Here is a 22,989-nt window from a genome sequence, read left to right as displayed (position 1 = left end):
TCGTCCTGTACGTAGTTTTATTGGAAGACGTGCAGAATGAGATAGCGAAAGCTGTGCCAAACCTCGCAAAGCCTTTGGGTATAAGGGCATGCGTGACAGGAAGGTCGGTAGAAGGGAGTTTGACCGCTCAGTTTTGATCAGCTTTATGATCGAATTGAGGCGGTCTGATTGAAATTCTAATCAGACCGCTCCCAACGTTTCATCTTCTGCACCACCGTGGCTTGGCTCACGCCCAGCGCCTTGGCGGCGAGCCGCGTGGTCTTGTGCACCTGCAACGCCGCGCGGATCGCCGAGCGTTCGGCGTTCTCTAGCACCTTGCGCAGCGGCAAGCGGCTGTCGTCGGTGTTTTTCGGGTCGAGGTTGAGAATTTCTTCTGGCAGGTCCAGTGCCTCGATGGTGCCGCTCTGGTTCGTGACCACCATCCGCTCAACGATGTTGATCAGCTCACGAATGTTGCCGGGCCAGGGGTACTCGCACATGAGGTCGAGCGCTTCAAGGCTCCACTGTATGTGCCGCTCATAACGCGCATTAAAGCTGTCGAGGTAGTAATGCAGGAGCGGCGGGATTTCTTCGCTGCGCTCGCGTAAAGCCGGAATGCTGATGGGGACCACGTTGAGTCGGTAGAACAGGTCGGCGCGAAACGTCCCTTCCGCCACCAACTGTTTGAGGTCGTGATGAGTCGCACTGATGATGCGCACGTCCACTTCTTTCAGCTCCAGACCACCGACAGGGATGAAGCGATTTTCTTCGATGACCTTGAGCAGCTTCACTTGAACCGGAAGCGGCAGGTCGCCGATTTCATCGAGAAACAGGGTGCCGTGGTGCGCCAGCTCCAGCAGGCCGCGCTTGCCTTTCGGCCCCGCCCCAGTGAATGCGCCGGGGGCATAACCAAAGAGTTCGGCTTCGATCAGGTTCTCGGGCAACGCGCCACAGTTGAGGGCCAGAAAAGGCTCGCTGGCGCGGGGGCTGGCGTTATGAATGAACTGCGCCACAAGTGTCTTGCCGACGCCGGTTTCACCTTGCAGCAGCACCTTCACCGAACTGCCCGCCACTTGCCGGGCGAGCGCGAACACCCGGCCGGACACTTCCTGATCGGCCATCAATGGCGAGTGCAGCAGGTTGTCCCGTTGACCGGCGTGTAGTTTGGCGGTGCTGTTGCGCAGTTGCTTGAGCTGTTGAAGTTCGTCGCGCTCGTGCTTCATGCGCAGCAGTTCGGTCATGTCGCGAACCGTGCTGACGACATAGGAAATCCGGTGATCGGTATCGAGGATCGGCGTCGCGCTGACGAGGAGCTTCTTGCCTTGGCTCAGGCTCTGCATCACCGACACCGGGCGGCCTTCTTGCAAAACGCGCAATGAGGCTGATTGGGAGATAACGCCAGCCTTGACCAGTTCCTGCATCGAACGGCCTACCAGCTCTGCGCCGCTGAGGCCGGTCAAGCGTTCATAGGCGCGATTGACCTTGAGCGTCTTGCCGTCGCCATCGGTGATGTACACGCCGTCGTGCAGAGCGTTGAGCAGTTCTTCGAAACTGGCGTCGTTGACGTTCACCGAGGAGCTCCATGACGGGGTGAGGAGCGGTGAAGTTTAAACGGTGACAGAGCAATTGATACAAAACGGGAGGTAGAAATACGATCGTCTGTGGGAGCGAATTCATTCGCGATGCGGCCGTACATTCAACGGAAATGTGTCAAATGTACTGGCCTCTCGCGAATGAACTCGCTCCCACAGGGGGTGATGTGTATCCCTTACTCCACCGCCGTACGCAATTTCTCACTGCGCCCACGCAACCATTCCAGCACCAGCAACAGGATCACAGAGAATCCAATCAGCAGCGTCGCGGCAGCCGCAATGGTTGGGCTGAGGTTTTCGCGGATGCCGCTGAACATCTGGCGCGGCAACGTCGCTTGCTCGGGGCCGGCAAGGAACAGCGTCACCACCACTTCATCGAACGAGGTCGCGAAGGCGAACAACGCCCCGGAAATCACGCCCGGCGCAATCAGCGGCAATGTCACGCGGCGAAACGCTGTGACCGGTGAAGCACCCAGGCTGGCGGCAGCACGCACCAAGTTGTAGTTAAAGCCTTGCAGCGTGGCCGATACGGTGATGATCACGAACGGCACACCCAACACCGCGTGCACCAAAATCAGCGAGGTGTAGCTGTTGCCCAAACCCAAGGGCGCGAAGAACAGGTAGCTCGCGACACCCACGATCACCACCGGCACCACCATCGGCGAGATGACCAGCGCCATCACCAGCGATTTACCCGGAAAGTTACTGCGGGTCAGGCCAATCGCCGCCAGCGTGCCGAAGCCCATGGCCAGCAGCGTTGCGGCCGGGGCGACGATCATGCTGTTCTTCAGCGAGCGCATCCACTCTGCGGAGTTGAAGAAATCCTGATACCAGTGCAGCGAGAAGCCTTGCAGCGGGTAGACCAGAAAGCTGCCGGAGTTGAACGACAACGGCACGATCACCAGTACCGGCAGCACCAGGAACAGCAGAATCAGACCGCACACAATGCGCAGGGTGTAAAACCAGACCCGTTCTGCGGGCGAAGAATAAGGGCTCAACATGGTCATTCTCCTCAGCTCAGGCGCAGACGGCTGGCGCCGACCAGCCAGCTATAAATCAGGTACAGCACGACAGTCGCCAGCAACAGCAAGCCGCCCAGCGCCGTCGCCATGCCCCAGTTGATGCTGGTGTTGGTGTAGAACGCCACGAAGTAGCTGACCATCTGATCGTTCGGGCTGCCCAGCAGCGCGGGGGTGATGTAGTAGCCGATGGCGAGGATGAACACCAACAGGCAGCCCGCGCCGACACCGGCGTAGGTTTGCGGGAAGTACACCCGCCAGAAGCTGGCGAACGGGTTGCAGCCCAGGGAAATCGCCGCACGCATGTAGGTCGGCGAGATGCCTTTCATCACGCTATAAATCGGCAGGATCATGAACGGCAGCATGATGTGAACCATCGAGATGTACACGCCAACGCGGTTGAAGACCAGCTCCAGCGGCTTGTCGATGATGCCCATTGCCATCAGCGCGCCATTGATCAGACCACTCGATTGCAGCAGCACGATCCACGCGGCGACACGCACCAGAATCGAGGTCCAGAACGGCAGCAGCACCAGAATCATCAGCAGGTTGCTTTGGCGGGCAGGCAGGTTGGCCAACAGGTACGCCAACGGATACGCGAGCAACAGGCAGATCACGGTGATCACCAGGCCCATCCAGAACGTGCGGGCGAAGATGTCGAGGTAGATCGCTTGATCGGGGGTCGCAGGCGCCACTTCACCGAGGTCATCGATGCGGTGGTCAACGGCCGCCAACAGGTAATAGGGGGTGAAGCTTGAGGTGTTGCGACGGATCGCCTGCCAATACGCGGGATCGCCCCAACGCTCATCGACGGCTTCCAGCGCTTCTTTATAGGAAGCAGGCTCTTCCTTGAACGGAACGGCGCGTGCAGTTTTCGCGAGCAGGCTGCGGTAACCGGCGAGTTCCTGGTTCAGGCGCTTGGACAGGTCGCCCAAGGTCTGATTTTTGCGGGCGTCGGCCAGGTCTTGGCTAAGCGCCTTGTACGCTGATTCCGAGGGCAGGCCTTTGCCGTCCCACTTGACGACTTCGGTGACAGTGAGCGGCATGCCGCCAACCACTTCAGGGTTGTTCACGCTCTTGTAGAGCAGCGCCGCAATCGGCACGAGAAACACGAGCAGCAGGAAAATCACCAATGGCGCGATCAGTGCCTGAGCCTTCCAGCGGTTGACGCGCTCGGCACGGGCCAGGCGTTGCTTCAAGGTCGGGCTGGCGCCTTCAGTCAGGGGCACGGCGGTGGCCATAGTGAACTCCAAAATCTTTCAACGATGGGTGCGTTTTCTTCCCGCAAGGGGAAAGAAAACGCACCTGGTTTAACGTGACGCGTGACGCTTACTTGGCAGCCCAAGAGTTGAAGCGCTGTTCCAGGTTCTCGCCATAGTCAGCCCAGAATTTCACGTCGATCTGCACCTGATCCTTGATGTTCTCAGGAGTGGTCGGCATGTTTTTCAGAGTGTCGGCGCTCAGCAGCGAAACCGCTTGAGTGTTGGCCGGACCGTAGGCGATGTTCTCGGAGTAGGTCTTTTGCTGCTCTGGCTTGAGGGTGTAAGCGAGGAACTTCTTCGCTTCTTCGGCGTTTTTGGCACCCTTCGGAATGGCCCATGCGTCGAAGTCATACACGCCGCCCGTCCAGACCACTTTCAGGTTGCTCTCCTTCTGCACGGCCGCGATACGACCGTTGTAGGCCGAGCTCATCACGACGTCGCCAGACTGGAGATACTGCGGCGGCTGAGCACCCGCTTCCCACCACTGGATGCTTGGCTTGAGCTTGTCGAGCATCTTGAAGGCGCGGTCCTGGCCGTCTTTGGTGGCCAGCACTTTGTAGACGTCTTTCGGCGCGACGCCGTCAGCCATCAGTGCGAATTCAAGGGTGTATTTGGCGCCTTTACGCAGGCCACGCTTGCCCGGGAATTTTTCGGTGTTCCAGAAATCGGTCCAACCGGTCGGAGCGGTTTTCAGCTTGTCGGCGTTGTAGGCCAGCACGGTCGACCACACGAAGAAGCCCACGCCGCAGGTCTGAATGGCACCCGGCACGTAGTCTTCTTTCTTGCCCAGAATGGCGGGGTCGATTTCTTCGAACATGTCTTCGTCGCAGCCACGGGACAGTTCCGGGGATTCCACTTCTACGAGATCCCAGGTCACGCTCTTGGTGTCGACCATGGCTTTCACCTTGGCCATCTCACCGTTGTACTCGCCCGCAATGATCTTGCCGCTGCCGGTCTTTTCCCACGGCGCGTAGAAGGCCTTTTCCTGAGCCGCCTTGTTCGCGCCACCGAAGGAAATGACGGTCAGGTCCGCCGCCATGGCTTGCGCCGCGCACATCATGCCGACCGATAAGGCGGTGAGCTTCAATGTCTTTAGCATTTATTTTTCTCTCCACGAACAAATGTTGGTTAAGCAATGGGGCGATCGATTCGCCTCTGGGTGCCTCGATTTACGCGTACCGCGGGTGAATCAATGCGCGTCCTGCAACGGGTCCAGCGCGCGCGCGTGCTCGACCTGCCATCCAATGGGCACAACGTCGCCAACGCTCATGGCCGGGTCCAGCTCGGCAATGGGCTGTTTGACGAAGAAATCGGTTTTGCCTGCCACTTCCAGACGCACACGCACGTGGTCGCCCAGATAGATAAATTCAGCGACGCGGCCGGAGAAACGGTTCACGCAGCTTTCGCTGCGGCCATTGAGATTCACGCGTTCAGGGCGGATCGACAACGTGACCGGGCTGCCTGCCGGGCCGACGTTGATCGCCAGTGCCTCGACCTTCTCGCCTCGGGAAAGGGCCACCAGGCAACGGTCGCCGGTCTGGCTGAGCAAGGTGCCGTTGATGCGATTGTTCTCGCCGATGAAGTTGGCGACGAAGGTGTTCTTCGGCTCTTCATAGAGAGAGCGCGGCGGAGCGATCTGCTGGATTTCGCCTTGGTGGAAGACGGCGACGCGGTCCGACATGGTCAGCGCTTCGCCCTGGTCGTGGGTCACGTAGACCACGGTTACGCCCAGGCGCTGGTGGAGGTGCTTGATCTCCATCTGCATGTGTTCGCGCAGCTGCTTGTCGAGGGCGCCCAGCGGTTCGTCCATCAGCACCAGTTGCGGCTCGAACACCAGTGCGCGGGCCAGTGCCACACGTTGCTGCTGACCACCGGACATTTGCGCCGGATACCGATGAGACAGCGCGCCGAGCTGCACCATGTCCAGCGCCTTCTTGACCTTCTCGGCGACGTCGGTCTTGCTCATGCCACGCACCGACAGCGGGAACGCGAGGTTCTCGGCCACCGTCATGTGCGGGAACAGCGCGTAGTTCTGAAACACCATGCCGATGTCGCGTTTGTGCGGCGGCACGTTATTGATCGAACGGCCAGCCAGCAGGATCTCGCCCGCCGTCGGCGTTTCGAAACCGGCGAGCATCATCAGGCTGGTGGTCTTCCCGGAACCGGACGGCCCGAGCAGGGTGAGGAACTCGCCTTTGCGAATGTCCAGGTTGAGGTCTTTGACGATCAGGGCTTCGCCGTCGTAGCTCTTTTGCACACCACGAAAGCTGACCAGAACATCACTTGCCCCAGCGCTTGAATCGACGTTGCTCATTACCCACACCTTTGTTTAATCAACCGTGGGGACAAGCCTAGATGAGGCTACAGACCACGCAAATCGGGGCGCAGGAGAGATTGAGCTAGGCGGGATGGAAGGTTGGTTGTAGGGATTGCCCTACACGGATGGCGGGGATAGGTATGTGCCGTCGAGGGCACTTTCCGCGGGTTTTGTCAGCTGGATGACATCGCGGGATAGGACACCGGACCTGTGGGACCGAATTCATTCGGGAAGGCAGACTGTCAGACGCTGCATCTGCGTCGTCCGAACCAACGTTTCGCGAATGAATTCGCTCCCACAGATCGATCCGGCGTTGGCCCACAGGTCGTTTTCAGACCAGCTTATGCTCCATCGCATACTTCACCAGCTCGGCCAGCGACGTGATATTGAGCTTCTGCATCAACCTCGCTTTGTGGGTGCTGATGGTCTTGCTGCTCAGCGCCAATTGCTGGGCGATGTCGTTGACGTTGGCGCCTTGGGCCAAGCGTTCGAACACCGAAAACTCGCGTTCAGACAGCAGCGAGTGCAGAGGACGGCTGTCGGTCAGGCCCACCTCGAACACCATTCGGTCGGCCAGGTCCGGGTCGATGTAACGCCCACCCGACGCCACCCGTCGGATCGCCGTCAGCAGCAGCGCCGGGTCGCTGTCCTTGGTCGCGTATCCCGCCGCGCCGATCTTCAACGCACGAGCCGCCATTTGCGCTTCGTCGTGCATCGACAGCACCAGAATCGCTGGCGGATTGTTCAGTGCGCGAATTCTCGGAATCGCTTCCAGACCGTTCACCCCCGGCATCGAAATGTCGAGCAGCACGACTTCACACTCGATGTGGCGCAGGGCCTCCAGCAACTGTTCGCCATTACTGGCCTCCCCCGCCACTTGCAGGTCCTTGGCCAGACCAATCAACTGCTTGATGCCCTCGCGGACAATGGTGTGGTCCTCGGCAACCAATACACGAATCACTGCACTTGCTCCTGCGCAACCTGTTCCAGCGGAATGTGGATACGCAAGGTTGTGCCTTCTCCCAACGTGCTGTCCAGATGCAATCGTCCGCCCATGATCAACACCCGCTCGCGCATGCCCACCAGCCCGAACGACGCCGGGCGTTCCTCACGCTGATCGAAGCCCTTGCCATCGTCGGCAATCGTCATGCACAACACGCCATCGCTCAGGCTCAGATTCAGCTCGACGGTGTGCGCTTCGGCGTGGCGCATGACGTTGGTCAACGACTCCTGAAGAATCCGGAACAGGCCAATCGCCGTGGCATCAGGCAGCGTCGGCAGGTTGTCCGGCACTTCGACCAGACACGGAATCTGCGTGCGCGCTTCGAACCGTCGTGCCTGCCATTCAATGGCCGACGCAATACCCGCATCGAGGATCGGAGGCCGCAGCGCGGTGGCCACGTCACGCACCAATTGGAAGAGCTGAGCGATCAGACGCTTCATGCTGTTCAATCGGTCGCGCAGACCGGGATCGAGGTCGGCGTAGGCCAATTCGCACATCGACGTTTCCAGTTTCAGCACGGTCAACATTTGACCCAGCTCGTCGTGCACTTCCCTCGCAATGCGGGCCTTTTCCTCTTCCCTCACCGTTTCCAGATGCGCCGACAATTCGCGCAACTGCTCGGCCAGCACTTGTAAACGCGACTCGCTCTCCTGCAGAGCGGCGAGGGAGCGGCGGCGTTCGGTAACGTCGGTGATGAACACCACCAGGTATTCGGCGTCGCGAAAACGCAGAAAACTCAGGGACACGTCGGCGGGCAAGATGCTGCCGTCGGCGCGCACGCAATTGCTTTCGAAGTTCTGCGGGCCTTCGTCGCTGGAGCGTGCGTTTTTCCAGAGATTCAGCCAACGGTCCATGTTCAGTCCCGGCTCGAAGTCGATCAACGGACGGTCAACCACCCCGCCTCGCGCGTACCCCAACATGGCTTCGGCGGCTTGATTGGCGTATCGCACGTGGCTGTCCCAGTTCACCCAGAGAATGCCGACGGTGCTTTGGTCGATGGAAAACTGCGCCAGGCGCAAGGCCTCCTCGCTGGCCAGACGCTTGGTGATGTCCTCTCGGGCGGCGAGCAAATCCCGCTCAAGCAACTGCTGTTGTTTGCGCTGCCACATCACGATGGCCGCGCTGGCCAGCAACAGGACCAACAGCAACAGCGCGATGTTTTTCCACAGTCCGGGAGACTGGCTGACTTGCGGGTATTTGGGCTGCAGCCATTGGGCGTGTAGCTGGTCCAGGTCTTTGGGCGCGATCACATTCAACGCCTTGCTGATGACGTCCGCCAATTCCGGTGCATCTCGCCGTGACGCCACACGCAGCAGTTGGGGGTAACCGATGTCGCCGACCACAGCCAACCCGGCGAACTCACTTTCCCGCGACAGGCGACTCAGCTGCGCTTCATCGACCACCGCGTAACACGCCTGCTGGCTGAGCAACAGTTGCAAGGCCTGACGTTCGAGCGGTACGCCCTGGACGTTGAGGTGGGTGTAGTTGGCGCGCAGATAATCGGCCGTGGCGCTGGGCATGCGCACAGCCACGCGGACGTTGCTGTCGAGCTTCTCCAAATCCACAGCGCCGGAGCCATCGCGTTCGCCGACCACCAGTTGCGGGACGCGCATGTACGGGTCGGAATACAGCCACATGCGCAGCCCGGCGGGCGTCTGCGTAAGGCCCGGCGCGAAGTCGATCTCGCCTTTGCTCAAGGCTTTTTCAAGCTCGGCCTGATCGGAAAAATTGCGCCATAGCAGCTCGACTTGCAGGGTCTTGGCCATGAGATTGACCAGATCGACGTTGGCGCCGGACAAGACCTGGGCGCGTCGGTCGAATTGCGCGTAGGGCGCCTGCAACACAAGACCGACGCGTAATTGTCCACGCTGATTGAGCCAGTCGCGCTGATCGCGGGTCAGGGTGTCCGGCGGCGCAGTGGGAACCCCGGCCAGCACGTTCGATGACAGCACGCCGAGCAGCAAACACATCAAGAGTGCCCTCGGACCGCCGATAACCCAAAGGCACCGCATGCGGATTCTCAACCTGTCATCTCCACGTCCCTGAATCCTCGATCAATCGTGTGCGCCGCTCTGATCTCAGGCGCTATACCCGGCCTGACAAACCGTCATCAACCCATTAGGCTGCTGGAATTGTTTCCGGCCTTTGGAATATCCGATGCCCTACATCCTTCGCGCAATGTTTCCCGCGATTTGCCTGACGCTGATATTACCTTGCTATCCGATGGCAATGGCGGCGGACCCCGCTCCCGCAAAAGACGCCAAGTCCGCTGAAGCCCCAATCGAGCGCGCCTCGCTTCCCTCCCGAAGCCAGGAAGACACGCTGGCGTTGGAACGCCAGGTGCCCAAGGCTGAGCAGCAGCAATTGCAGGCCGGAGACCAAAACTTCTTGGCCTTGTGGAAACCCGCCAACGCAGACGAAGCCAAGGGCGCGGTGGTGATCGTGCCGGGCGCCGACGAGTCAGCCGACTGGCCTGACGCGGTCGGCCCGCTGCGCCGCAAGCTGCCAGATGTGGGCTGGTCCAGCTTGAGCCTGAGTTTGCCCGATGCCTACAACGACGGCGTCTTCGCACGCGCAGCCGATACGCCGACGACAGGTGAAAAGCCCGCTGCTGATAAAGACAAGGCGAAAGACGCACCCGCCAAACCCGCTGATCCTGCCGACAGTGCCGAAGCCGAGGCCGCCGCTGCCGCCGAACAAGCGGCGGCTCAGGCAGAAATCGCCAAAGCCAATGCCGATAAAATCTTCGCCCGTATCGACAGTGCCATCGCGTTCGCGCAACAAAACAAAGCGCACAGCATCGTGCTCCTGGGTCACGGCACCGGGGCGTACTGGGCAGCTCGATACATGAGTGAGCGTCCTTCACCTGCGATTCAAAAGCTGGTGATGATCACCGCCGTCGACACCGGAACCGACACGCCTTCATTGCTGGAAGTGTTGCCGACCCTCAAAGTCGCCACCGCAGACTTTGTCAGCAAGGACCGACCCGTACCCCGGCAACAGGCTCAAGACCGGCTCAACGCCAGCAAGCGCGTGAAAAACGCGCGCTTCACTCAGGTGACGCTGAACGCTATTCCGGGTAACGCGGCGATGGAACAGGAACAACTGTTTCGTCGGGTTCGTGGGTGGCTGGAGGGGCAGTGATCCAAAGCGCCGAGCGGCGGTCACGAACGGCGTCTGATTCTGCCCGGCGAATCACCGAAACCCGCGCCTCTCCCGCACCACCGCGTAGGCGTGGTGCAGGTCCCGGGTTTTTTCGGTGGCGTCGCGCACCTGCACCGGACTGGCGCCCGACCCTGCCACTTTGTCCGGATGATGCCGACTCAACAGACGCCGGTACGCCCGCTTGATCTGTGCAGGCTCCGCATCCGACCGCACGCCCAGCAAGCGTAAGGCCTCCTGATATTCACCGCCGCTGCTGGCCGGCGAACGGCTGCGCTGTTCATCTTCGGTCGCTGACAACGCCTCGACTTTCTCTGCCGTCCAGCCCAGCCATTTGCCCCACGACACGATCAGCTCGCGCTCACCCCTCGACGCCCTGCCATCGGCCCAGGCCATGCGCCAGCATGCACGCAGCAAACCCTCGGCCGCATGAGGCTGGTTTTTCAGCCGCGTCAGGTGCACGCGCAGATTGTCGCGGCCGTCCTTGCCCCGGTTGAACGCTGCAATTGCACGACGCGTGGCAGGTTCGCTCAAGTCCAGACGACGCATCTCGACGCGGGCTTGCTGAATATGGCCATCGACCACACGGCCATCTGTTTTGGCGACACGACCCAGCAGTATGAAAATCAGCTCGTCATCCCGTGGCATCTTGCGACCGGCGAGGCGTTCGCGCAGCTCCGCAAGGCTTTGGACATGCAGCCGTCGATCCAGCGCCTGCCCCAACAAAGCGCCGAGCATCGCACCCGGAATGCTGGCAATTGCGTACCCGGCGCCGCCTCCGATCAGTGTGAAAGGCCAGAGCATCTAGGGTTTCACCGCGACAATCTGTTCGACTTCCGCCAGCCGTTCATGGGTTCCGACATCCACCCATCGCCCGGTGAAATGTTCGCCAGTCACCTGCCCTTTCGCCATCGCGTCACGCAGCAGCGGCGCGAGCTTGAACGCTCCGTCGCTACACCCCGCGAACAGCTTCGGATGCAGCACCGCAATACCGCTGTAGGTCAAGCGCGCAGGCGCGGACTCGTCCCGCACCTCACCGCCCACCAACGCGAAATCGCCGGAGAGGTGATGCAGCGGATTGTCCACCAACACCAAATGAGCCAATCCGTGAATGGATGCCTTCAGCGCCGTGAAATCGCAATCAGTCCAGATGTCGCCGTTGACCACCAGAAACGGCTCATCATCCAACAATGGCAACGCGCGAAAAATCCCGCCGCCGGTTTCCAGCGGCTCGCCTTCAGGGGAGTAACGAATGCGCAGCCCAAATTGATGACCGTCACCCAGATAGTCTTCGATTTGTTGCCCCAGCCAAGCGTGGTTGATCACCACCTCACTGAAACCCGCAGCTCTCAGGGCACGCAGGTGGTATTCGATCAGCGGAACACCGCCGGCACGCACCAGTGGCTTGGGCGTGTGCAGGGTCAACGGCCGCAACCGCTCACCTTTGCCGGCCGCCAGAATCATCGCTTTCATGCGTCCCTCTTCAAAACAGTCTTCACATCCATTCCTTCACACGGCCGTTTCGGGTTTCGGCTGACGCAGACTGGTCAGCAGATTACTCAGCTCAACGAGTTCAGGCCGACGCGACAGCACTGCTTCTATATAAGAGAAGAAACGCGGCACATCGGCGAGGTAACGCGGCTTGCCATCACGGTGGCAAATGCGCGCAAAAATACCGATCACCTTCAAGTGACGCTGCACACCCATCAAATCACTGGCGCGCCGAAACTCATTGAAATCATCCTGCACGGGAATGCCCAAGCCAGCGGCTTTGTCCCAGTAGGCCTTCAACCAGCCCGCCACGCGTTCTTCCGGCCAGCTCAGGAACGCGTCCTTGAACAGGCAGGTGATGTCGTAGGTCACCGGGCCATACACGGCATCCTGAAAATCCAGCACACCGGGATTCGGCTCGCTGAGCATCAGGTTACGGGGCATGTAATCGCGATGGACCAACACTTTGGGCTGCGCCAACGCACTGTCGATCAACAAGTCGCTGACCCGCTGCCAACTGGCCTGCTGGGCCTCATCGAACGTCACCCCGAGATGCCGCTTCACGTACCACTCAGGAAACAGCTCAAGCTCACGGCGCAACAGTGCGACGTCATAGCTGGGCAATGGCGCATCCATCGGCAACTGCTGATACGCCAGCAACGCCTCGATGGCATCGGCGAACAATTGATCGGCGTTGTGCTCATCGATCACGTCGAGATACGTTTTTCGGCCCAAGTCGTTGAGTAGCAGAAAGCCTTGATTCAGGTCTTCGGCATAAATTTTCGGAACATTAATCCCTGATTCGCTTAATAAATGAGCGATGTCGACGAAGGGTTTGCAGTTTTCCTGGGGAGGTGGCGCGTCCATGACAATAAAAGTGCGCCCCTCACCTTCCCAACGGAAATAGCGTCGAAAACTCGCGTCACTGCTGGCCGCAGTCAACGTGGCCGGGGGTATGGCGCCCCAGCCTTGGGCCGCGAACAACGTTGGCAGTTGCTCATCGAGCCAAACTTTCAGGTGTTGCAGGCGTACATCTTGATCTGGCATTGCAAGGGTCTCCGACGGCGCTAGCCGTCAAGCGGGTCATGCTTTATTATCCGACATCTTTTTCAGCCCATCGAGAGGCGTGCGGCCCCCCCGCGGGCAGATGGCGCGCAGGAAGCCCGGACTAATAAGATGGCATTGAAATCCCCCGCGTTTCGTAAAAAATTTCCGTTGCTCGTAACCGGCAGTTTGCTGGCGATGCAACCTCTGGCCACCCAGTACGTGGTTGCGGCCGAGCAGTATGACTGCTCCGTGTCGGCAACAGGTGCGTGGGATTGCTCCCCGAAAACCAATGCAGCCCAGTTGCCTCCGCGGCCGGTGCACGACGCCAACAGCGTGTCGTCCAACAGCAACGGGACGACGGAGTCCACGATCACCACTGAAAGCGGTGAAGTCGTGCCTAAAACGATGCTGGTCACCGAGGCCAAGGGCCGGGGCCTGCAATCGCGCAGCGCAGACTACAGCCATCTGGACTGGGTGCCACGCGAGAAGCTGACCGCTGCCCAACTGGCAGAGACAGGTCCGTACTGCTCCGGCGCCTACATCGAGCCGATTCGTCCTGGCATGGACGACAAGACCGCGAAAAGCGACGCCCCGACGTTCATTGGCGCCAAGGCTTCGCGTTATCAGCAGGAAGAACAGATTGCGAGCCTGGCCGGTGACGTCGTCATGCGCCAGGGCTCCATGCAGGTCGAGTCCGATGAAGCGGCGCTGCATCAGGCCGAAAACCGTGGCGAGCTGAACGGCAACGTCCGTCTGCGCGACAACGGCGCCCTGATCGTCGGCGACCACGCTGAAGTCCAGCTGGACACCGGTGAAGCGAAAGTCGACAACGCCGAATACGTGCTGCACAAGTCCAACGTGCGGGGTAACGCGCTGTACGCCCGCCGTGCAGAAAACGCGATCATCCGCCTCAAGGACGGTACGTACACCACGTGTGAACCGAGCAGCAACGCCTGGACGGTGAAGGGCAACAACATCACCCTGAACCCGGCCACCGGTTTCGGTACGGCAACCAACGCCACCCTGCGTGTGAAGGACATTCCGATCCTCTACACGCCGTACATCTATTTCCCGATCGACGATCGTCGTCAGTCCGGCTTCCTGCCACCGACCATCGGTGCCAGCAGCGACACTGGCTTCTCGTTGCTCACGCCTTACTACTTCAACCTGGCGCCGAACTACGACGCCACGTTGTACCCGACGTACATGGCCAAACGTGGTCTGTTGCTTGAAGGCGAGTTCCGTTACCTGACCAAGAGCAGCGAAGGTCAATTCGGCGCCGCCTACCTGAACGACGACAATGATGATCGCAAGCTTGAGTCCGATTCGAAGGACACTCGCTGGATGATCAACTGGCAGAACCGCAGTGGTCTGGACGAGCGCCTGACTGCGCATGTCGACTACACCAAAGTCAGCGATCCTTACTACTTCAAGGACCTGAAAAGCGGCCAGGAAGGCGTCAGCACGCACAACTTCCTGAACCAGCAGGGTGATCTGACTTACCGTGGCGACAGCTACTGGGCACGTCTAAACGTTCAGCAGTATCAACTGACCACGATCACTCAGATCACGCCGTACGCCCGTCTGCCTCAACTGACCCTGAACGGCACATTGCCTTTCAATCCGGGCGGTTTGAAGCTCGATTACGAGTCTGAGCTGGTGCGTTTCGACCGCGACCTGCGCGACGGCAGCTTCGTGGATGAAGACGGGATTCCGCAAAGCCGTCTGGACAACAACGTTCAGGGTCTGGCGCGCGCCAATGGCGACCGGCTGAATCTGGCGCCGTCGATCAGCCTGCCTTTGACGGCCTCGTATGGTTTTGTGACCCCGAAACTGAAATACGTTTACACCAAGTACGACCTGGATCTGGATGCGGAAGGCAAGCGCACTCTGTTGGCTGACGAGAGCTACAACTCGTCCCAAGACCGCGCTGTCCCTATTTTCAGCGTGGACAGCGGCCTGTACTTCGACCGCAACACCAACTGGTTCGGCAAGGACTACCGTCAAACTCTGGAACCGCGTCTGTACTACCTGTACGTACCGAACAAGGACCAGACTGACATTCCGATTTTCGACACGGGCGAAACGACGTTCAACTACGCGTCGCTGTTCCGTGACAACCGCTTCGTCGGCTCTGACCGCATCGGTGACGAGAACAAACTGTCGCTGGGCGTAACCAACCGCTGGATCGAAGACAACGGCTTCGAACGTCAGCGTGTCAGCTTCGGTCAAGCGGTCTACTTCGCCGATCGCAAGGTGCAGCTGCCAGGCATCAGCTATCAGGACCGCAAAGACGCACAGTCTGATGTGTCTCCGTACGCGTTGGAATACGAATACCGCTTCAACCGCGACTGGCGTGCCACGTCGGACTTCAACTGGGACCCGGACAGCCGCAGCACTCGCTCCGGCAGCGCGATGGTTCACTACCAGCCTGAAGACAATCCCGGCAAGATCATCAATGCCGGCTACCGCTATCGCAACGACCAGGTCCGTTACGACCAGACGACTGGCCGCTGGTCCGTGGGCGGCGGCGACGCAACCCTGCCTGATGGCTCGGTCATCAAGGACTACTACAAAATCCAGCAGCATGACTTCTCGGTCATCTGGCCTGTCGCGCCTCAATGGAGCGCCATTGGTCGCTGGCAATATGACTACAACCGTGATCGCACCCTCGAAGCCTTTGGTGGTTTTGAATATGACAACTGCTGCTGGAAGCTGCGCCTGATCAATCGTTACTGGGTCGACTATGACGAGTCCACTCAAGAGGTTGCACAGAACGAGAAAGGCGACCGCGGCGTATTCCTACAAATCGTGTTGAAGGGACTTGGTGGCGTAGTCGGCCAAAAAGTTGAAAGCTTCCTCGACAAAGGCATCCAAGGTTATCGTGAACGTGAAGACCAAGCTTTCTGATTCTCTGCGCCCGCTAGTACTGGGCGCACTGCTCATCGGTTCGGTGGCGCACGCTGAAGTGCGCACCATCGACAAGGTGGTAGCCATCGTCGACAACGACGTGGTCATGCAAAGCCAGCTCGATCAGCGCACCCGCGAAGTTCAGCAAACCATCGCCAAGCGCGGCCAGGGCGTTCCTCCTGCCAGCGCGCTGGAGTCGCAGGTCCTGGATCGTCTGATCCTCGAAAACCTGCAACTGCAGATTGGCGAGCGCTCCGGCATTCGCATCACCGATGAAGAGCTGAACCAGGCGGTCGGCACCATTGCTCAGCGCAACAACATGAGCATCGACCAGTTCAAGGCCGCACTGGCCCATGACGGCCTGTCGTTCAATAACGCCCGTGAGCAGATTCGCCGGGAAATCATCATCAGCCGCGTACGTCAGCGTCGCGTTGCCGAGCGTATCCAGGTGTCGGAGCAGGAAGTGAAGAACTTCCTCGCCTCGGACTTGGGCAAGGCTCAGTTCTCGGAAGAGTTCCACCTGGCCAACATTCTGGTGCCTACCCCTGACAGCGCGACCTCGGACCAGATCCAGGCCGCCGCAGCCAAGGCCAAGGACATCTACGGCAAGCTGCAACAGGGTGCGAACTTCGAGCAACTGGCGATTTCCTCTTCGGCCAGCGAAAGCGCACTGGACGGCGGTGACATGGGCTGGCGTAAAGCCGCTCAACTGCCGCCTCCATTCGGCGACATGTTGAGCTCGATGAGCCCAGGTCAGGTGACCCCACCAGCCCGTACGCCGGGTGGTTTCATCATCCTGAAGCTGCTGGAGAAACGCGGCGGTGAAGATCAGACCCAGATGCGCGACGAGGTTCACGTTCGTCACATCCTGATCAAGCCAAGCGAGATTCGCAGCGAAGCTGAAACCAAGACACTGGCTCAGCGCATCTACGACCGCATCCAGAACGGCGAAGACTTCGGCGCTCTGGCGAAGAGCTTCTCCGAAGATCCGGGTTCGGCGCTCAACGGTGGCGACATGAACTGGGTAGACCCACGTTCGCTGGTGCCTGAGTTCCGTGACGTGATGAACGAGACGCCGCAAGGCGTGGTGTCCAAGCCATTTCAGACACAATTCGGCTGGCACGTACTGGAAGTCTTGGGTCGTCGCGCCACCGACGGCACCAACCAGGCTCGCGAACAACAAGCGATGACCGTACTGCGTAACCGTAAATACGACGAAGAGCTGCAAACCTGGCTGCGTCAGATTCGCGACGAAGCCTACGTTGAAATCAAGCTCCCTGGCGCTGACCAGGCTGCCAAGTGAAACCCCAGCGTTTCGCCCTGACACCCGGCGAGCCCGCTGGCATTGGTCCTGACCTCTGCCTGCTGCTCGCCGCGCAGTCCCAGCCCCACCCCCTGATTGCCGTCACCAGTTGCGACCTGCTCAATGAACGGGCCGCTCAACTGGGCGTGGCTGTCAGCCTGATTCCCGTCACACCGTCCGCCTGGCCGGACATTCCTGCCCCTGCAGGCAGCCTGTATGTCTGGGACACGCCGCTGAACGCGCCCGTCACGGCCGGACAGTTGAACAAGGCCAATGGCGCTTTCGTACTGGAAACCCTTACCCGCGCCGGACAAGGCTGCATCAATGGCGACTTCGCCGGGATGATCACCGCCCCCGTGCACAAGGGTGTGATCAACGAGAGCGGCATTGCCTTCTCTGGCCACACCGAGTTTCTGGCTGAACTGACCCATACCGAACAAGTGGTGATGATGCTTGCCACCGGCAACTTGCGCGTGGCCCTGGTGACCACTCACCTGCCGCTGCGCGACATCGCTGACGCCATCACACCCGATAAGCTGGAGCGCGTAACGCGCATTCTTCATGCGGATCTGGTGAACAAGTTCGGTATACCTCGCCCGCGCATTCTGGTCTGTGGACTGAATCCCCACGCAGGCGAAGGCGGCCACCTCGGTCGCGAAGAAATCGACATCATCGAACCCACCCTTGAGCGTCTCCGCGGCGAAGGCCTGGACCTGCGTGGTCCCCTCCCCGCCGATACGCTTTTCACCCCCAAATATCTGGAGCACTGCGATGCAGTGCTGGCGATGTACCACGACCAGGGCCTGCCCGTGCTGAAGTACAAAGGCTTCGGCGCCGCCGTCAACGTCACGCTGGGCCTGCCCATCATTCGCACGTCCGTGGATCACGGCACTGCACTGGATTTGGCAGGCAGCGGCAAGATCGACACCGGCAGCCTCAAGGTCGCTCTGGAAACCGCCTATCAGATGGCCGAGACCCGTTAATGACTGAGCAATACCAACACAAGGCGCGCAAGCGCTTCGGCCAGAACTTTCTGCACGATGCCGGCGTAATCGACAAGATTCTGCGCTCGATCCGTGCCAAGGCCGAGGATCGCATGCTGGAAATCGGACCGGGCCAGGGTGCCCTGACCGAAGGCCTGCTGGGCAGCGGCGCGCAACTGGACGTCGTGGAGTTGGACAAGGACCTGGTACCGATCCTGATGCAGCAGTTCAGCGGCATGCCGAACTTCAACCTGCATCAGGGCGACGCATTGAAGTTCGACTTCACCAGCCTGAACGCAGCGCCCAGCAGCCTGCGTGTGGTCGGCAACCTGCCGTACAACATCTCTACGCCACTGATCTTTCACCTGCTGCAGAACGCACACCTGATTCGTGACATGCACTTCATGCTGCAGAAAGAAGTGGTCGAGCGTCTGGCCGCGGGTCCGGGCGGCGGTGATTGGGGCCGTCTGTCGATCATGGTTCAGTACCACTGCCGCGTGGAGCATCTGTTCAATGTCGGTCCTGGCGCGTTCAATCCGCCGCCAAAAGTCGATTCGGCCATTGTGCGTCTGGTGCCTCACGAGACGCTGCCGCATCCGGCCAAGGATCACCGCACGCTGGAACGCGTCGTTCGCGAAGCGTTCAATCAGCGCCGCAAGACGTTGCGCAACACGCTGAAGGCTCTGCTCACCAGTGAGGAAATCACTGAGGCGGGCGTCGATGGCAGCCTGCGTCCAGAACAACTGGATCTGGCAGCGTTCGTGCGTCTGGCCGACAAGTTGACCGACAAACCTGTCGTCGCTTAAACCCTTCGGGACATGTCCGGTCGAAGCCCTTGTTGGTTTTTTCACTGCGACATGTCCTAGACTCAACTTTCTCCGGGCTTTTCCGGCTTTTTCCGCTCCCGCTTTTAAGGCCTCTTGCATGTCCGATCCTCGTTATCAGATCGACGTCAGCGTCGTCACCCGCTTTCTTTCAGAACAATCGCAGCCGGATCAGAACCGTTTTGCCTTTGCGTACACCGTCACCGTCCACAACAATGGCGAGCTGCCAGCCAAGCTGCTGTCGCGTCATTGGGTGATCACCGACGGCGACGGGCACGTCGAAGAAGTTCGCGGGGAAGGCGTCGTTGGCCAGCAGCCGCTGATTCAGGCCGGACAAAGCCACACCTACAGCAGCGGCACGGTCATGACCACCAAGGTCGGCAACATGCAGGGCACTTATCAAATGCTGGCGGATGATGGCAAACGCTTCGATGCCGTTATCGCGCCTTTCCGGCTGGCAGTGCCAGGGGCGCTTCACTGATGACGGTGTACGCAGTCGGCGACCTGCAAGGTTGCCTCGATCCGTTGAAGTGTCTGCTGGAGCGTGTGTCATTCGATCCGACCAGTGACAAGCTGTGGTTGGTGGGTGATCTGGTGAACCGAGGACCTCAGTCGCTGGAAACCCTGCGTTTCCTGTATGGCATGCGCGACTCTGTTGTCAGCGTGCTCGGCAATCATGACCTTCATCTACTCGCTGCGGGACGCAACATTGAGCGGCTGAAAAAAGGCGACACGCTGCGGGAAATCCTGGAAGCGCCTGACGCCAAAGTCCTCCTCGACTGGCTGCGTCAATTGAAACTGATGCACTACGACGCCGAGCGTGACATCGCGTTGGTCCATGCCGGCATCCCGCCGCAGTGGACGCTGAAAAAAGCCCTCCGCTGTGCCGAAGAAGTCGAAGAAGCCCTGCGTGACGACAACTTGCTTGAGCCTTTTCTGGATGGCATGTACGGCAATGAGCCTGCCAAATGGGACAAGGACCTGCACGGCGTCACCCGTCTGCGCGTGATCACCAACTACTTCACGCGCATGCGCTTCTGCACCGCCGACGGCAAGCTGGACCTCAAGAGCAAAGAAGGCCTGGACAGCGCACCGGCAGGTTATGCGCCATGGTTCAGCCACAAGGACCGCAAGACCAAAGGCCTGAACATCATCTTCGGACACTGGGCCGCCCTTGAAGGCCGCTGCGAAGAGCCCGGCGTTTACGCCCTCGACACCGGTTGTGTCTGGGGTGGCGCGATGACGATGCTCAACGTAGACACCCGCGAACTGATTCGCTGTGAGTGCGATGAACGTGGCTCCTTCGCCTCGTCAAAATCTCCAGACACATCGGCTGGCGACCAAACCGCAGTCCAGCGTTAGAATCCCTTTTTCAGTTCTCGACAGTTCGGGAACCCAACGGCCCAGGAGCCCATGCCATGACCGATTTCAAACGCATCCCGCCGGAGCAGGCCCAGGCCCTGCGTGAAAACGGTGCCGTGCTGGTCGACGTTCGCGACGCACAGACCTTTGCCAGCAATCACATTCCCGATTCGCATCATCTGGATAACCACTCGATTGCCGACTTCATTCGTAACGCCGACCTGGATAAACCGCTCGTCGTCGTTTGCTATCACGGCAACTCAAGTCAGAGCGCCGCGGCCTATCTTGTAGGGCAGGGCTTCTCCGAGGTCTACAGCATGGACGGCGGTTTCGAGCTGTGGAAAAACACTTTTCCGGCCGAAACGGCGCAAGGCTGATCGGAAAATATTTTTTCAAGCCGCGAAGCCGCGTGCTACGCGGCCTCGCGAGGCTAACTGACGAACGGTTGCACCACATTCATACGCCTTCCTTCTTTCTGTGTGCGAATCCGAACTATCCTTGTGCTCAGGCCATCCGAATCAGGGGAGAGCCGGTACACCGGCGCGTGGGTCATCGGTAGCTACTTTTATGGTGTTTGGGGGGTAAATGACGGCTGACTGATAGCTGTCATCCAACATCGACTGACGATCCGCCGCCGGCTCCACGTATCGAGCGAGGTGACGTCATGAGTATTTTTAGCCACTTCCAACAACGCTTTGAATCGACACGCCAGGAAGAGCTCTCGCTACAGGAGTACTTGGAGCTCTGCAAAACCGACCGCAGTGCATACGCCTCAGCCGCAGAGCGTCTTCTGATGGCCATCGGCGAGCCAGAGTTGTTCGACACGTCGACCAACTCGCGGCTATCCAGGATCTTCTCCAACAAAGTCATCCGGCGCTATCCAGCGTTCGAGGACTTCCATGGCATGGAGGATTGCATCGAGCAGATTGTCTCGTACTTCCGCCACGCCGCTCAGGGTCTGGAAGAAAAGAAACAGATCCTTTACCTGCTCGGCCCTGTCGGCGGCGGTAAGTCGTCCCTGGCTGAAAAGCTCAAACAGCTTGTTGAGAAAATACCTTTCTACGCCATCAAGGGCTCGCCGGTTTTCGAGTCGCCCTTGGGCCTGTTCAAACCCACCGAAGACGGGACGATCCTCGAAGAGGACTACGGCATCCCGCGCCGGTACCTGAATACCATCATGTCGCCATGGGCGACCAAACGTCTGGCCGAGTTCGGGGGCGACATCAGCCAGTTCAAGGTGGTGAAGCTTTATCCGTCGATCCTCAACCAGATCGCCGTCGCCAAGACCGAACCCGGCGACGAGAACAACCAGGACATTTCGGCGCTGGTGGGTAAGGTCGATATCCGCAAGCTCGAAGAATATCCACAGAACGACGCCGATGCTTATAGCTACTCAGGCGCGCTGTGCCGGGCCAACCAGGGCCTGATGGAATTCGTGGAGATGTTCAAGGCGCCGATCAAGGTCCTGCACCCACTGCTCACCGCCACTCAGGAAGGTAACTACAACAGTACCGAAGGCCTGGGCGCGATTCCGTTCACCGGTATTCTGCTGGCCCACTCCAACGAATCGGAATGGCACAGCTTCCGCAACAACAAGAACAACGAAGCCTTCATCGACCGTATTTACATCGTGAAGGTGCCGTACTGCCTGCGTGTCAGCGACGAGATCAAGATTTACGACAAGTTGCTGTTCAACAGCTCGCTGGCCAAGGCCCATTGCGCGCCAGACACACTGAAAATGCTCGCGCAGTTCACCGTTCTGTCGCGCCTCAAGGAGCCGGAAAACTCCAACATCTACTCCAAGATGCGGGTGTACGACGGCGAAAACCTCAAGGACACCGACCCGAAAGCCAAGTCGATTCAGGAGTACCGCGACAGCGCAGGTGTCGACGAGGGCATGAACGGCCTGTCCACACGTTTTGCGTTCAAGATCCTCTCGAAAGTCTTCAACTTCGACCCGCACGAAGTGGCCGCCAATCCGGTTCACCTGCTGTATGTGCTGGAGCAGCAGATCGAGCAAGAGCAATTCCAGGCGGAAACCCGCGAGCGCTACCTGCGCTTCATCAAGGAATACCTGGCGCCGCGCTACATCGAGTTCATCGGCAAGGAAATCCAGACGGCTTATCTGGAGTCCTACAGCGAATACGGTCAAAACATCTTCGACCGCTACGTGTTGTACGCAGACTTCTGGATTCAGGATCAGGAATACCGCGACCCTGAAACCGGCGAAATCCTTAACCGCGTGGCGCTGAACGAGGAACTTGAGAAGATCGAGAAACCGGCTGGCATCAGCAATCCGAAGGATTTCCGGAACGAGATCGTCAACTTCGTGCTGCGTGCCCGCGCCAACAACAACGGCAAAAACCCGACCTGGCTCAGCTACGAGAAACTGCGCGTGGTGATCGAGAAGAAAATGTTCTCGAACACCGAGGACCTGCTGCCAGTGATCAGCTTCAACGCCAAAGCCAGCAAAGAGGATCAACAGAAACACAACGACTTCGTCACCCGAATGGTCGAGCGGGGTTACACCGACAAACAGGTACGTCTGCTGTCCGAGTGGTACCTGCGCGTCCGCAAATCACAATAAGCAGCGACAAGTTGTGAGCTTCAAGCTGCAAGCTAAAAGCGATCCGGCGTGTTCGATAGACCACCGAATGGCTTGAGGCTTGTAGCTTGATGTGTGGTGTTTGCGGTCAAAACTTGCAGCTTGCGGCTTATGGCTTGCAGCTCCCCGA

General features: G+C 59.4%; 19 protein-coding genes. 9 read left to right on the top strand and 10 right to left on the bottom strand.

Annotated features, from left to right (window positions below):
* Positions 1 to 176: 176 nt before the first annotated feature.
* From ACWKWE_RS25655 to ACWKWE_RS25625, 7 genes are all read right to left on the bottom strand, one after another.
* Positions 177 to 1,550 carry a sigma-54 interaction domain-containing protein gene (locus tag ACWKWE_RS25655; RefSeq protein ID WP_483852071.1) on the bottom strand — a complete coding sequence of 458 codons (1,374 nt, stop codon included), beginning with the start codon at positions 1,548 to 1,550 and terminating at the stop codon, positions 177 to 179.
* Between the two features lie 197 nt (positions 1,551 to 1,747).
* Positions 1,748 to 2,572 carry an ABC transporter permease gene (locus tag ACWKWE_RS25650; RefSeq protein ID WP_401152539.1) on the bottom strand — a complete coding sequence of 275 codons (825 nt, stop codon included), beginning with the start codon at positions 2,570 to 2,572 and terminating at the stop codon, positions 1,748 to 1,750.
* A gap of 11 nt (positions 2,573 to 2,583) precedes the next feature.
* On the bottom strand, positions 2,584 to 3,831 hold the full coding sequence (locus ACWKWE_RS25645; protein WP_483852070.1) for an ABC transporter permease: 1,248 nt from the start codon (positions 3,829 to 3,831) through the stop codon (positions 2,584 to 2,586).
* Positions 3,832 to 3,919: 88 nt separating this feature from the next.
* Positions 3,920 to 4,951: a polyamine ABC transporter substrate-binding protein gene (locus ACWKWE_RS25640; RefSeq protein ID WP_166595588.1), complete on the bottom strand. Its 1,032-nt coding sequence runs from the start codon at positions 4,949 to 4,951 to the stop codon at positions 3,920 to 3,922.
* Between the two features lie 90 nt (positions 4,952 to 5,041).
* Positions 5,042 to 6,166 (bottom strand): ABC transporter ATP-binding protein, encoded by a 1,125-nt coding sequence (locus ACWKWE_RS25635; protein ID WP_166595589.1) that lies wholly within the window; start codon positions 6,164 to 6,166, stop codon positions 5,042 to 5,044.
* A 334-nt stretch (positions 6,167 to 6,500) separates the two neighbouring features.
* Positions 6,501 to 7,130 carry a response regulator gene (locus ACWKWE_RS25630; protein ID WP_166595590.1) on the bottom strand — a complete coding sequence of 210 codons (630 nt, stop codon included), beginning with the start codon at positions 7,128 to 7,130 and terminating at the stop codon, positions 6,501 to 6,503.
* Entirely contained in the window at positions 7,127 to 9,184 is a 2,058-nt protein-coding gene (locus ACWKWE_RS25625; RefSeq protein WP_483852069.1) for a PAS domain-containing sensor histidine kinase, read from the bottom strand. Before ACWKWE_RS25625 ends, ACWKWE_RS25630 begins: the two co-directional genes overlap by 4 nt.
* A 145-nt stretch (positions 9,185 to 9,329) precedes the next feature.
* On the opposite strand from ACWKWE_RS25625, the gene ACWKWE_RS25620 reads away from it, so the two are divergent.
* The gene (locus tag ACWKWE_RS25620; RefSeq protein WP_483852068.1) at positions 9,330 to 10,316 is read left to right on the top strand and encodes an alpha/beta hydrolase family protein; all 987 of its coding nucleotides are present in this window, start codon (positions 9,330 to 9,332) and stop codon (positions 10,314 to 10,316) included.
* Between the two features lie 51 nt (positions 10,317 to 10,367).
* Here the strand turns inward: ACWKWE_RS25620 and ACWKWE_RS25615 are convergent, their stop codons facing one another.
* Genes ACWKWE_RS25615 through ACWKWE_RS25605 form a run of 3 tightly spaced genes read right to left on the bottom strand, consistent with a single transcriptional unit; the run spans position 10,368 to position 12,872 of the window.
* A complete protein-coding gene (locus ACWKWE_RS25615; protein ID WP_483852067.1) occupies positions 10,368 to 11,138 on the bottom strand; it encodes a TerB family tellurite resistance protein in 771 nt (256 codons plus the stop codon).
* On the bottom strand, positions 11,139 to 11,807 hold the full coding sequence (gene murU, locus ACWKWE_RS25610) for an N-acetylmuramate alpha-1-phosphate uridylyltransferase MurU (RefSeq protein ID WP_483852066.1): 669 nt from the start codon (positions 11,805 to 11,807) through the stop codon (positions 11,139 to 11,141).
* 36 nt (positions 11,808 to 11,843) lie between these two features.
* Positions 11,844 to 12,872 (bottom strand): aminoglycoside phosphotransferase family protein, encoded by a 1,029-nt coding sequence (locus ACWKWE_RS25605; protein ID WP_483852065.1) that lies wholly within the window; start codon positions 12,870 to 12,872, stop codon positions 11,844 to 11,846.
* A 129-nt stretch (positions 12,873 to 13,001) separates the two neighbouring features.
* Here ACWKWE_RS25605 and ACWKWE_RS25600 point away from each other — a divergent pair, with 129 nt between their 5' ends.
* The 8 genes from ACWKWE_RS25600 to ACWKWE_RS25565 all read left to right on the top strand — a co-directional run bounded on the left by ACWKWE_RS25600 (position 13,002) and on the right by ACWKWE_RS25565 (position 22,841).
* Positions 13,002 to 15,782, top strand: a complete 2,781-nt coding sequence (locus ACWKWE_RS25600; RefSeq protein WP_166595596.1) for an LPS-assembly protein LptD — start codon at positions 13,002 to 13,004, stop codon at positions 15,780 to 15,782.
* Positions 15,763 to 17,085: a peptidylprolyl isomerase gene (locus tag ACWKWE_RS25595; RefSeq protein ID WP_483852064.1), complete on the top strand. Its 1,323-nt coding sequence runs from the start codon at positions 15,763 to 15,765 to the stop codon at positions 17,083 to 17,085. The genes ACWKWE_RS25600 and ACWKWE_RS25595 overlap by 20 nt, the downstream gene beginning before the upstream one ends.
* Entirely contained in the window at positions 17,082 to 18,068 is a 987-nt protein-coding gene (gene pdxA, locus ACWKWE_RS25590; RefSeq protein ID WP_483852063.1) for a 4-hydroxythreonine-4-phosphate dehydrogenase PdxA, read from the top strand. Before ACWKWE_RS25595 ends, pdxA begins: the two co-directional genes overlap by 4 nt.
* Entirely contained in the window at positions 18,068 to 18,874 is an 807-nt protein-coding gene (rsmA, locus tag ACWKWE_RS25585) for a 16S rRNA (adenine(1518)-N(6)/adenine(1519)-N(6))-dimethyltransferase RsmA (protein WP_166595599.1), read from the top strand. The genes pdxA and rsmA overlap by 1 nt, the downstream gene beginning before the upstream one ends.
* 118 nt (positions 18,875 to 18,992) lie before the next feature.
* Positions 18,993 to 19,373 (top strand): Co2+/Mg2+ efflux protein ApaG, encoded by a 381-nt coding sequence (apaG, locus tag ACWKWE_RS25580; RefSeq protein ID WP_166595600.1) that lies wholly within the window; start codon positions 18,993 to 18,995, stop codon positions 19,371 to 19,373.
* Entirely contained in the window at positions 19,373 to 20,254 is an 882-nt protein-coding gene (locus ACWKWE_RS25575) for a symmetrical bis(5'-nucleosyl)-tetraphosphatase (RefSeq protein ID WP_483852062.1), read from the top strand. The genes apaG and ACWKWE_RS25575 overlap by 1 nt, the downstream gene beginning before the upstream one ends.
* A gap of 56 nt (positions 20,255 to 20,310) precedes the next feature.
* On the top strand, positions 20,311 to 20,631 hold the full coding sequence (glpE, locus tag ACWKWE_RS25570; RefSeq protein ID WP_166595602.1) for a thiosulfate sulfurtransferase GlpE: 321 nt from the start codon (positions 20,311 to 20,313) through the stop codon (positions 20,629 to 20,631).
* Positions 20,632 to 20,918: 287 nt separating this feature from the next.
* Positions 20,919 to 22,841: a PrkA family serine protein kinase gene (locus ACWKWE_RS25565; RefSeq protein WP_062385212.1), complete on the top strand. Its 1,923-nt coding sequence runs from the start codon at positions 20,919 to 20,921 to the stop codon at positions 22,839 to 22,841.
* Positions 22,842 to 22,989 lie beyond the last annotated feature (148 nt).

It is taken from the genome of Pseudomonas salicis (genome assembly GCF_057128705.1).
Note: the sequence above shows the minus strand (reverse complement) of the source record. Positions and strands in the feature narration are given on the sequence as shown.

What these genes read in the sequence shown, in the direction of transcription:
- murU (WP_483852066.1), bottom strand. Translation starts at nt 11,807, where the DNA reads ATGAAAGCGATGATTCTGGCGGCCGGCAAAGGTGAGCGGTTGCGGCCG.
- rsmA (WP_166595599.1), top strand. Translation starts at nt 18,068, where the DNA reads ATGACTGAGCAATACCAACACAAGGCGCGCAAGCGCTTCGGCCAGAAC.
- ACWKWE_RS25615 (WP_483852067.1), bottom strand. Translation starts at nt 11,138, where the DNA reads ATGCTCTGGCCTTTCACACTGATCGGAGGCGGCGCCGGGTACGCAATT.
- ACWKWE_RS25600 (WP_166595596.1), top strand. Translation starts at nt 13,002, where the DNA reads ATGGCATTGAAATCCCCCGCGTTTCGTAAAAAATTTCCGTTGCTCGTA.
- ACWKWE_RS25625 (WP_483852069.1), bottom strand. Translation starts at nt 9,184, where the DNA reads ATGCGGTGCCTTTGGGTTATCGGCGGTCCGAGGGCACTCTTGATGTGT.
- ACWKWE_RS25640 (WP_166595588.1), bottom strand. Translation starts at nt 4,951, where the DNA reads ATGCTAAAGACATTGAAGCTCACCGCCTTATCGGTCGGCATGATGTGC.
- ACWKWE_RS25620 (WP_483852068.1), top strand. Translation starts at nt 9,330, where the DNA reads ATGCCCTACATCCTTCGCGCAATGTTTCCCGCGATTTGCCTGACGCTG.
- ACWKWE_RS25565 (WP_062385212.1), top strand. Translation starts at nt 20,919, where the DNA reads ATGAGTATTTTTAGCCACTTCCAACAACGCTTTGAATCGACACGCCAG.
- apaG (WP_166595600.1), top strand. Translation starts at nt 18,993, where the DNA reads ATGTCCGATCCTCGTTATCAGATCGACGTCAGCGTCGTCACCCGCTTT.
- ACWKWE_RS25635 (WP_166595589.1), bottom strand. Translation starts at nt 6,166, where the DNA reads ATGAGCAACGTCGATTCAAGCGCTGGGGCAAGTGATGTTCTGGTCAGC.
- ACWKWE_RS25650 (WP_401152539.1), bottom strand. Translation starts at nt 2,572, where the DNA reads ATGTTGAGCCCTTATTCTTCGCCCGCAGAACGGGTCTGGTTTTACACC.
- glpE (WP_166595602.1), top strand. Translation starts at nt 20,311, where the DNA reads ATGACCGATTTCAAACGCATCCCGCCGGAGCAGGCCCAGGCCCTGCGT.
- ACWKWE_RS25645 (WP_483852070.1), bottom strand. Translation starts at nt 3,831, where the DNA reads ATGGCCACCGCCGTGCCCCTGACTGAAGGCGCCAGCCCGACCTTGAAG.
- ACWKWE_RS25575 (WP_483852062.1), top strand. Translation starts at nt 19,373, where the DNA reads ATGACGGTGTACGCAGTCGGCGACCTGCAAGGTTGCCTCGATCCGTTG.
- ACWKWE_RS25605 (WP_483852065.1), bottom strand. Translation starts at nt 12,872, where the DNA reads ATGCCAGATCAAGATGTACGCCTGCAACACCTGAAAGTTTGGCTCGAT.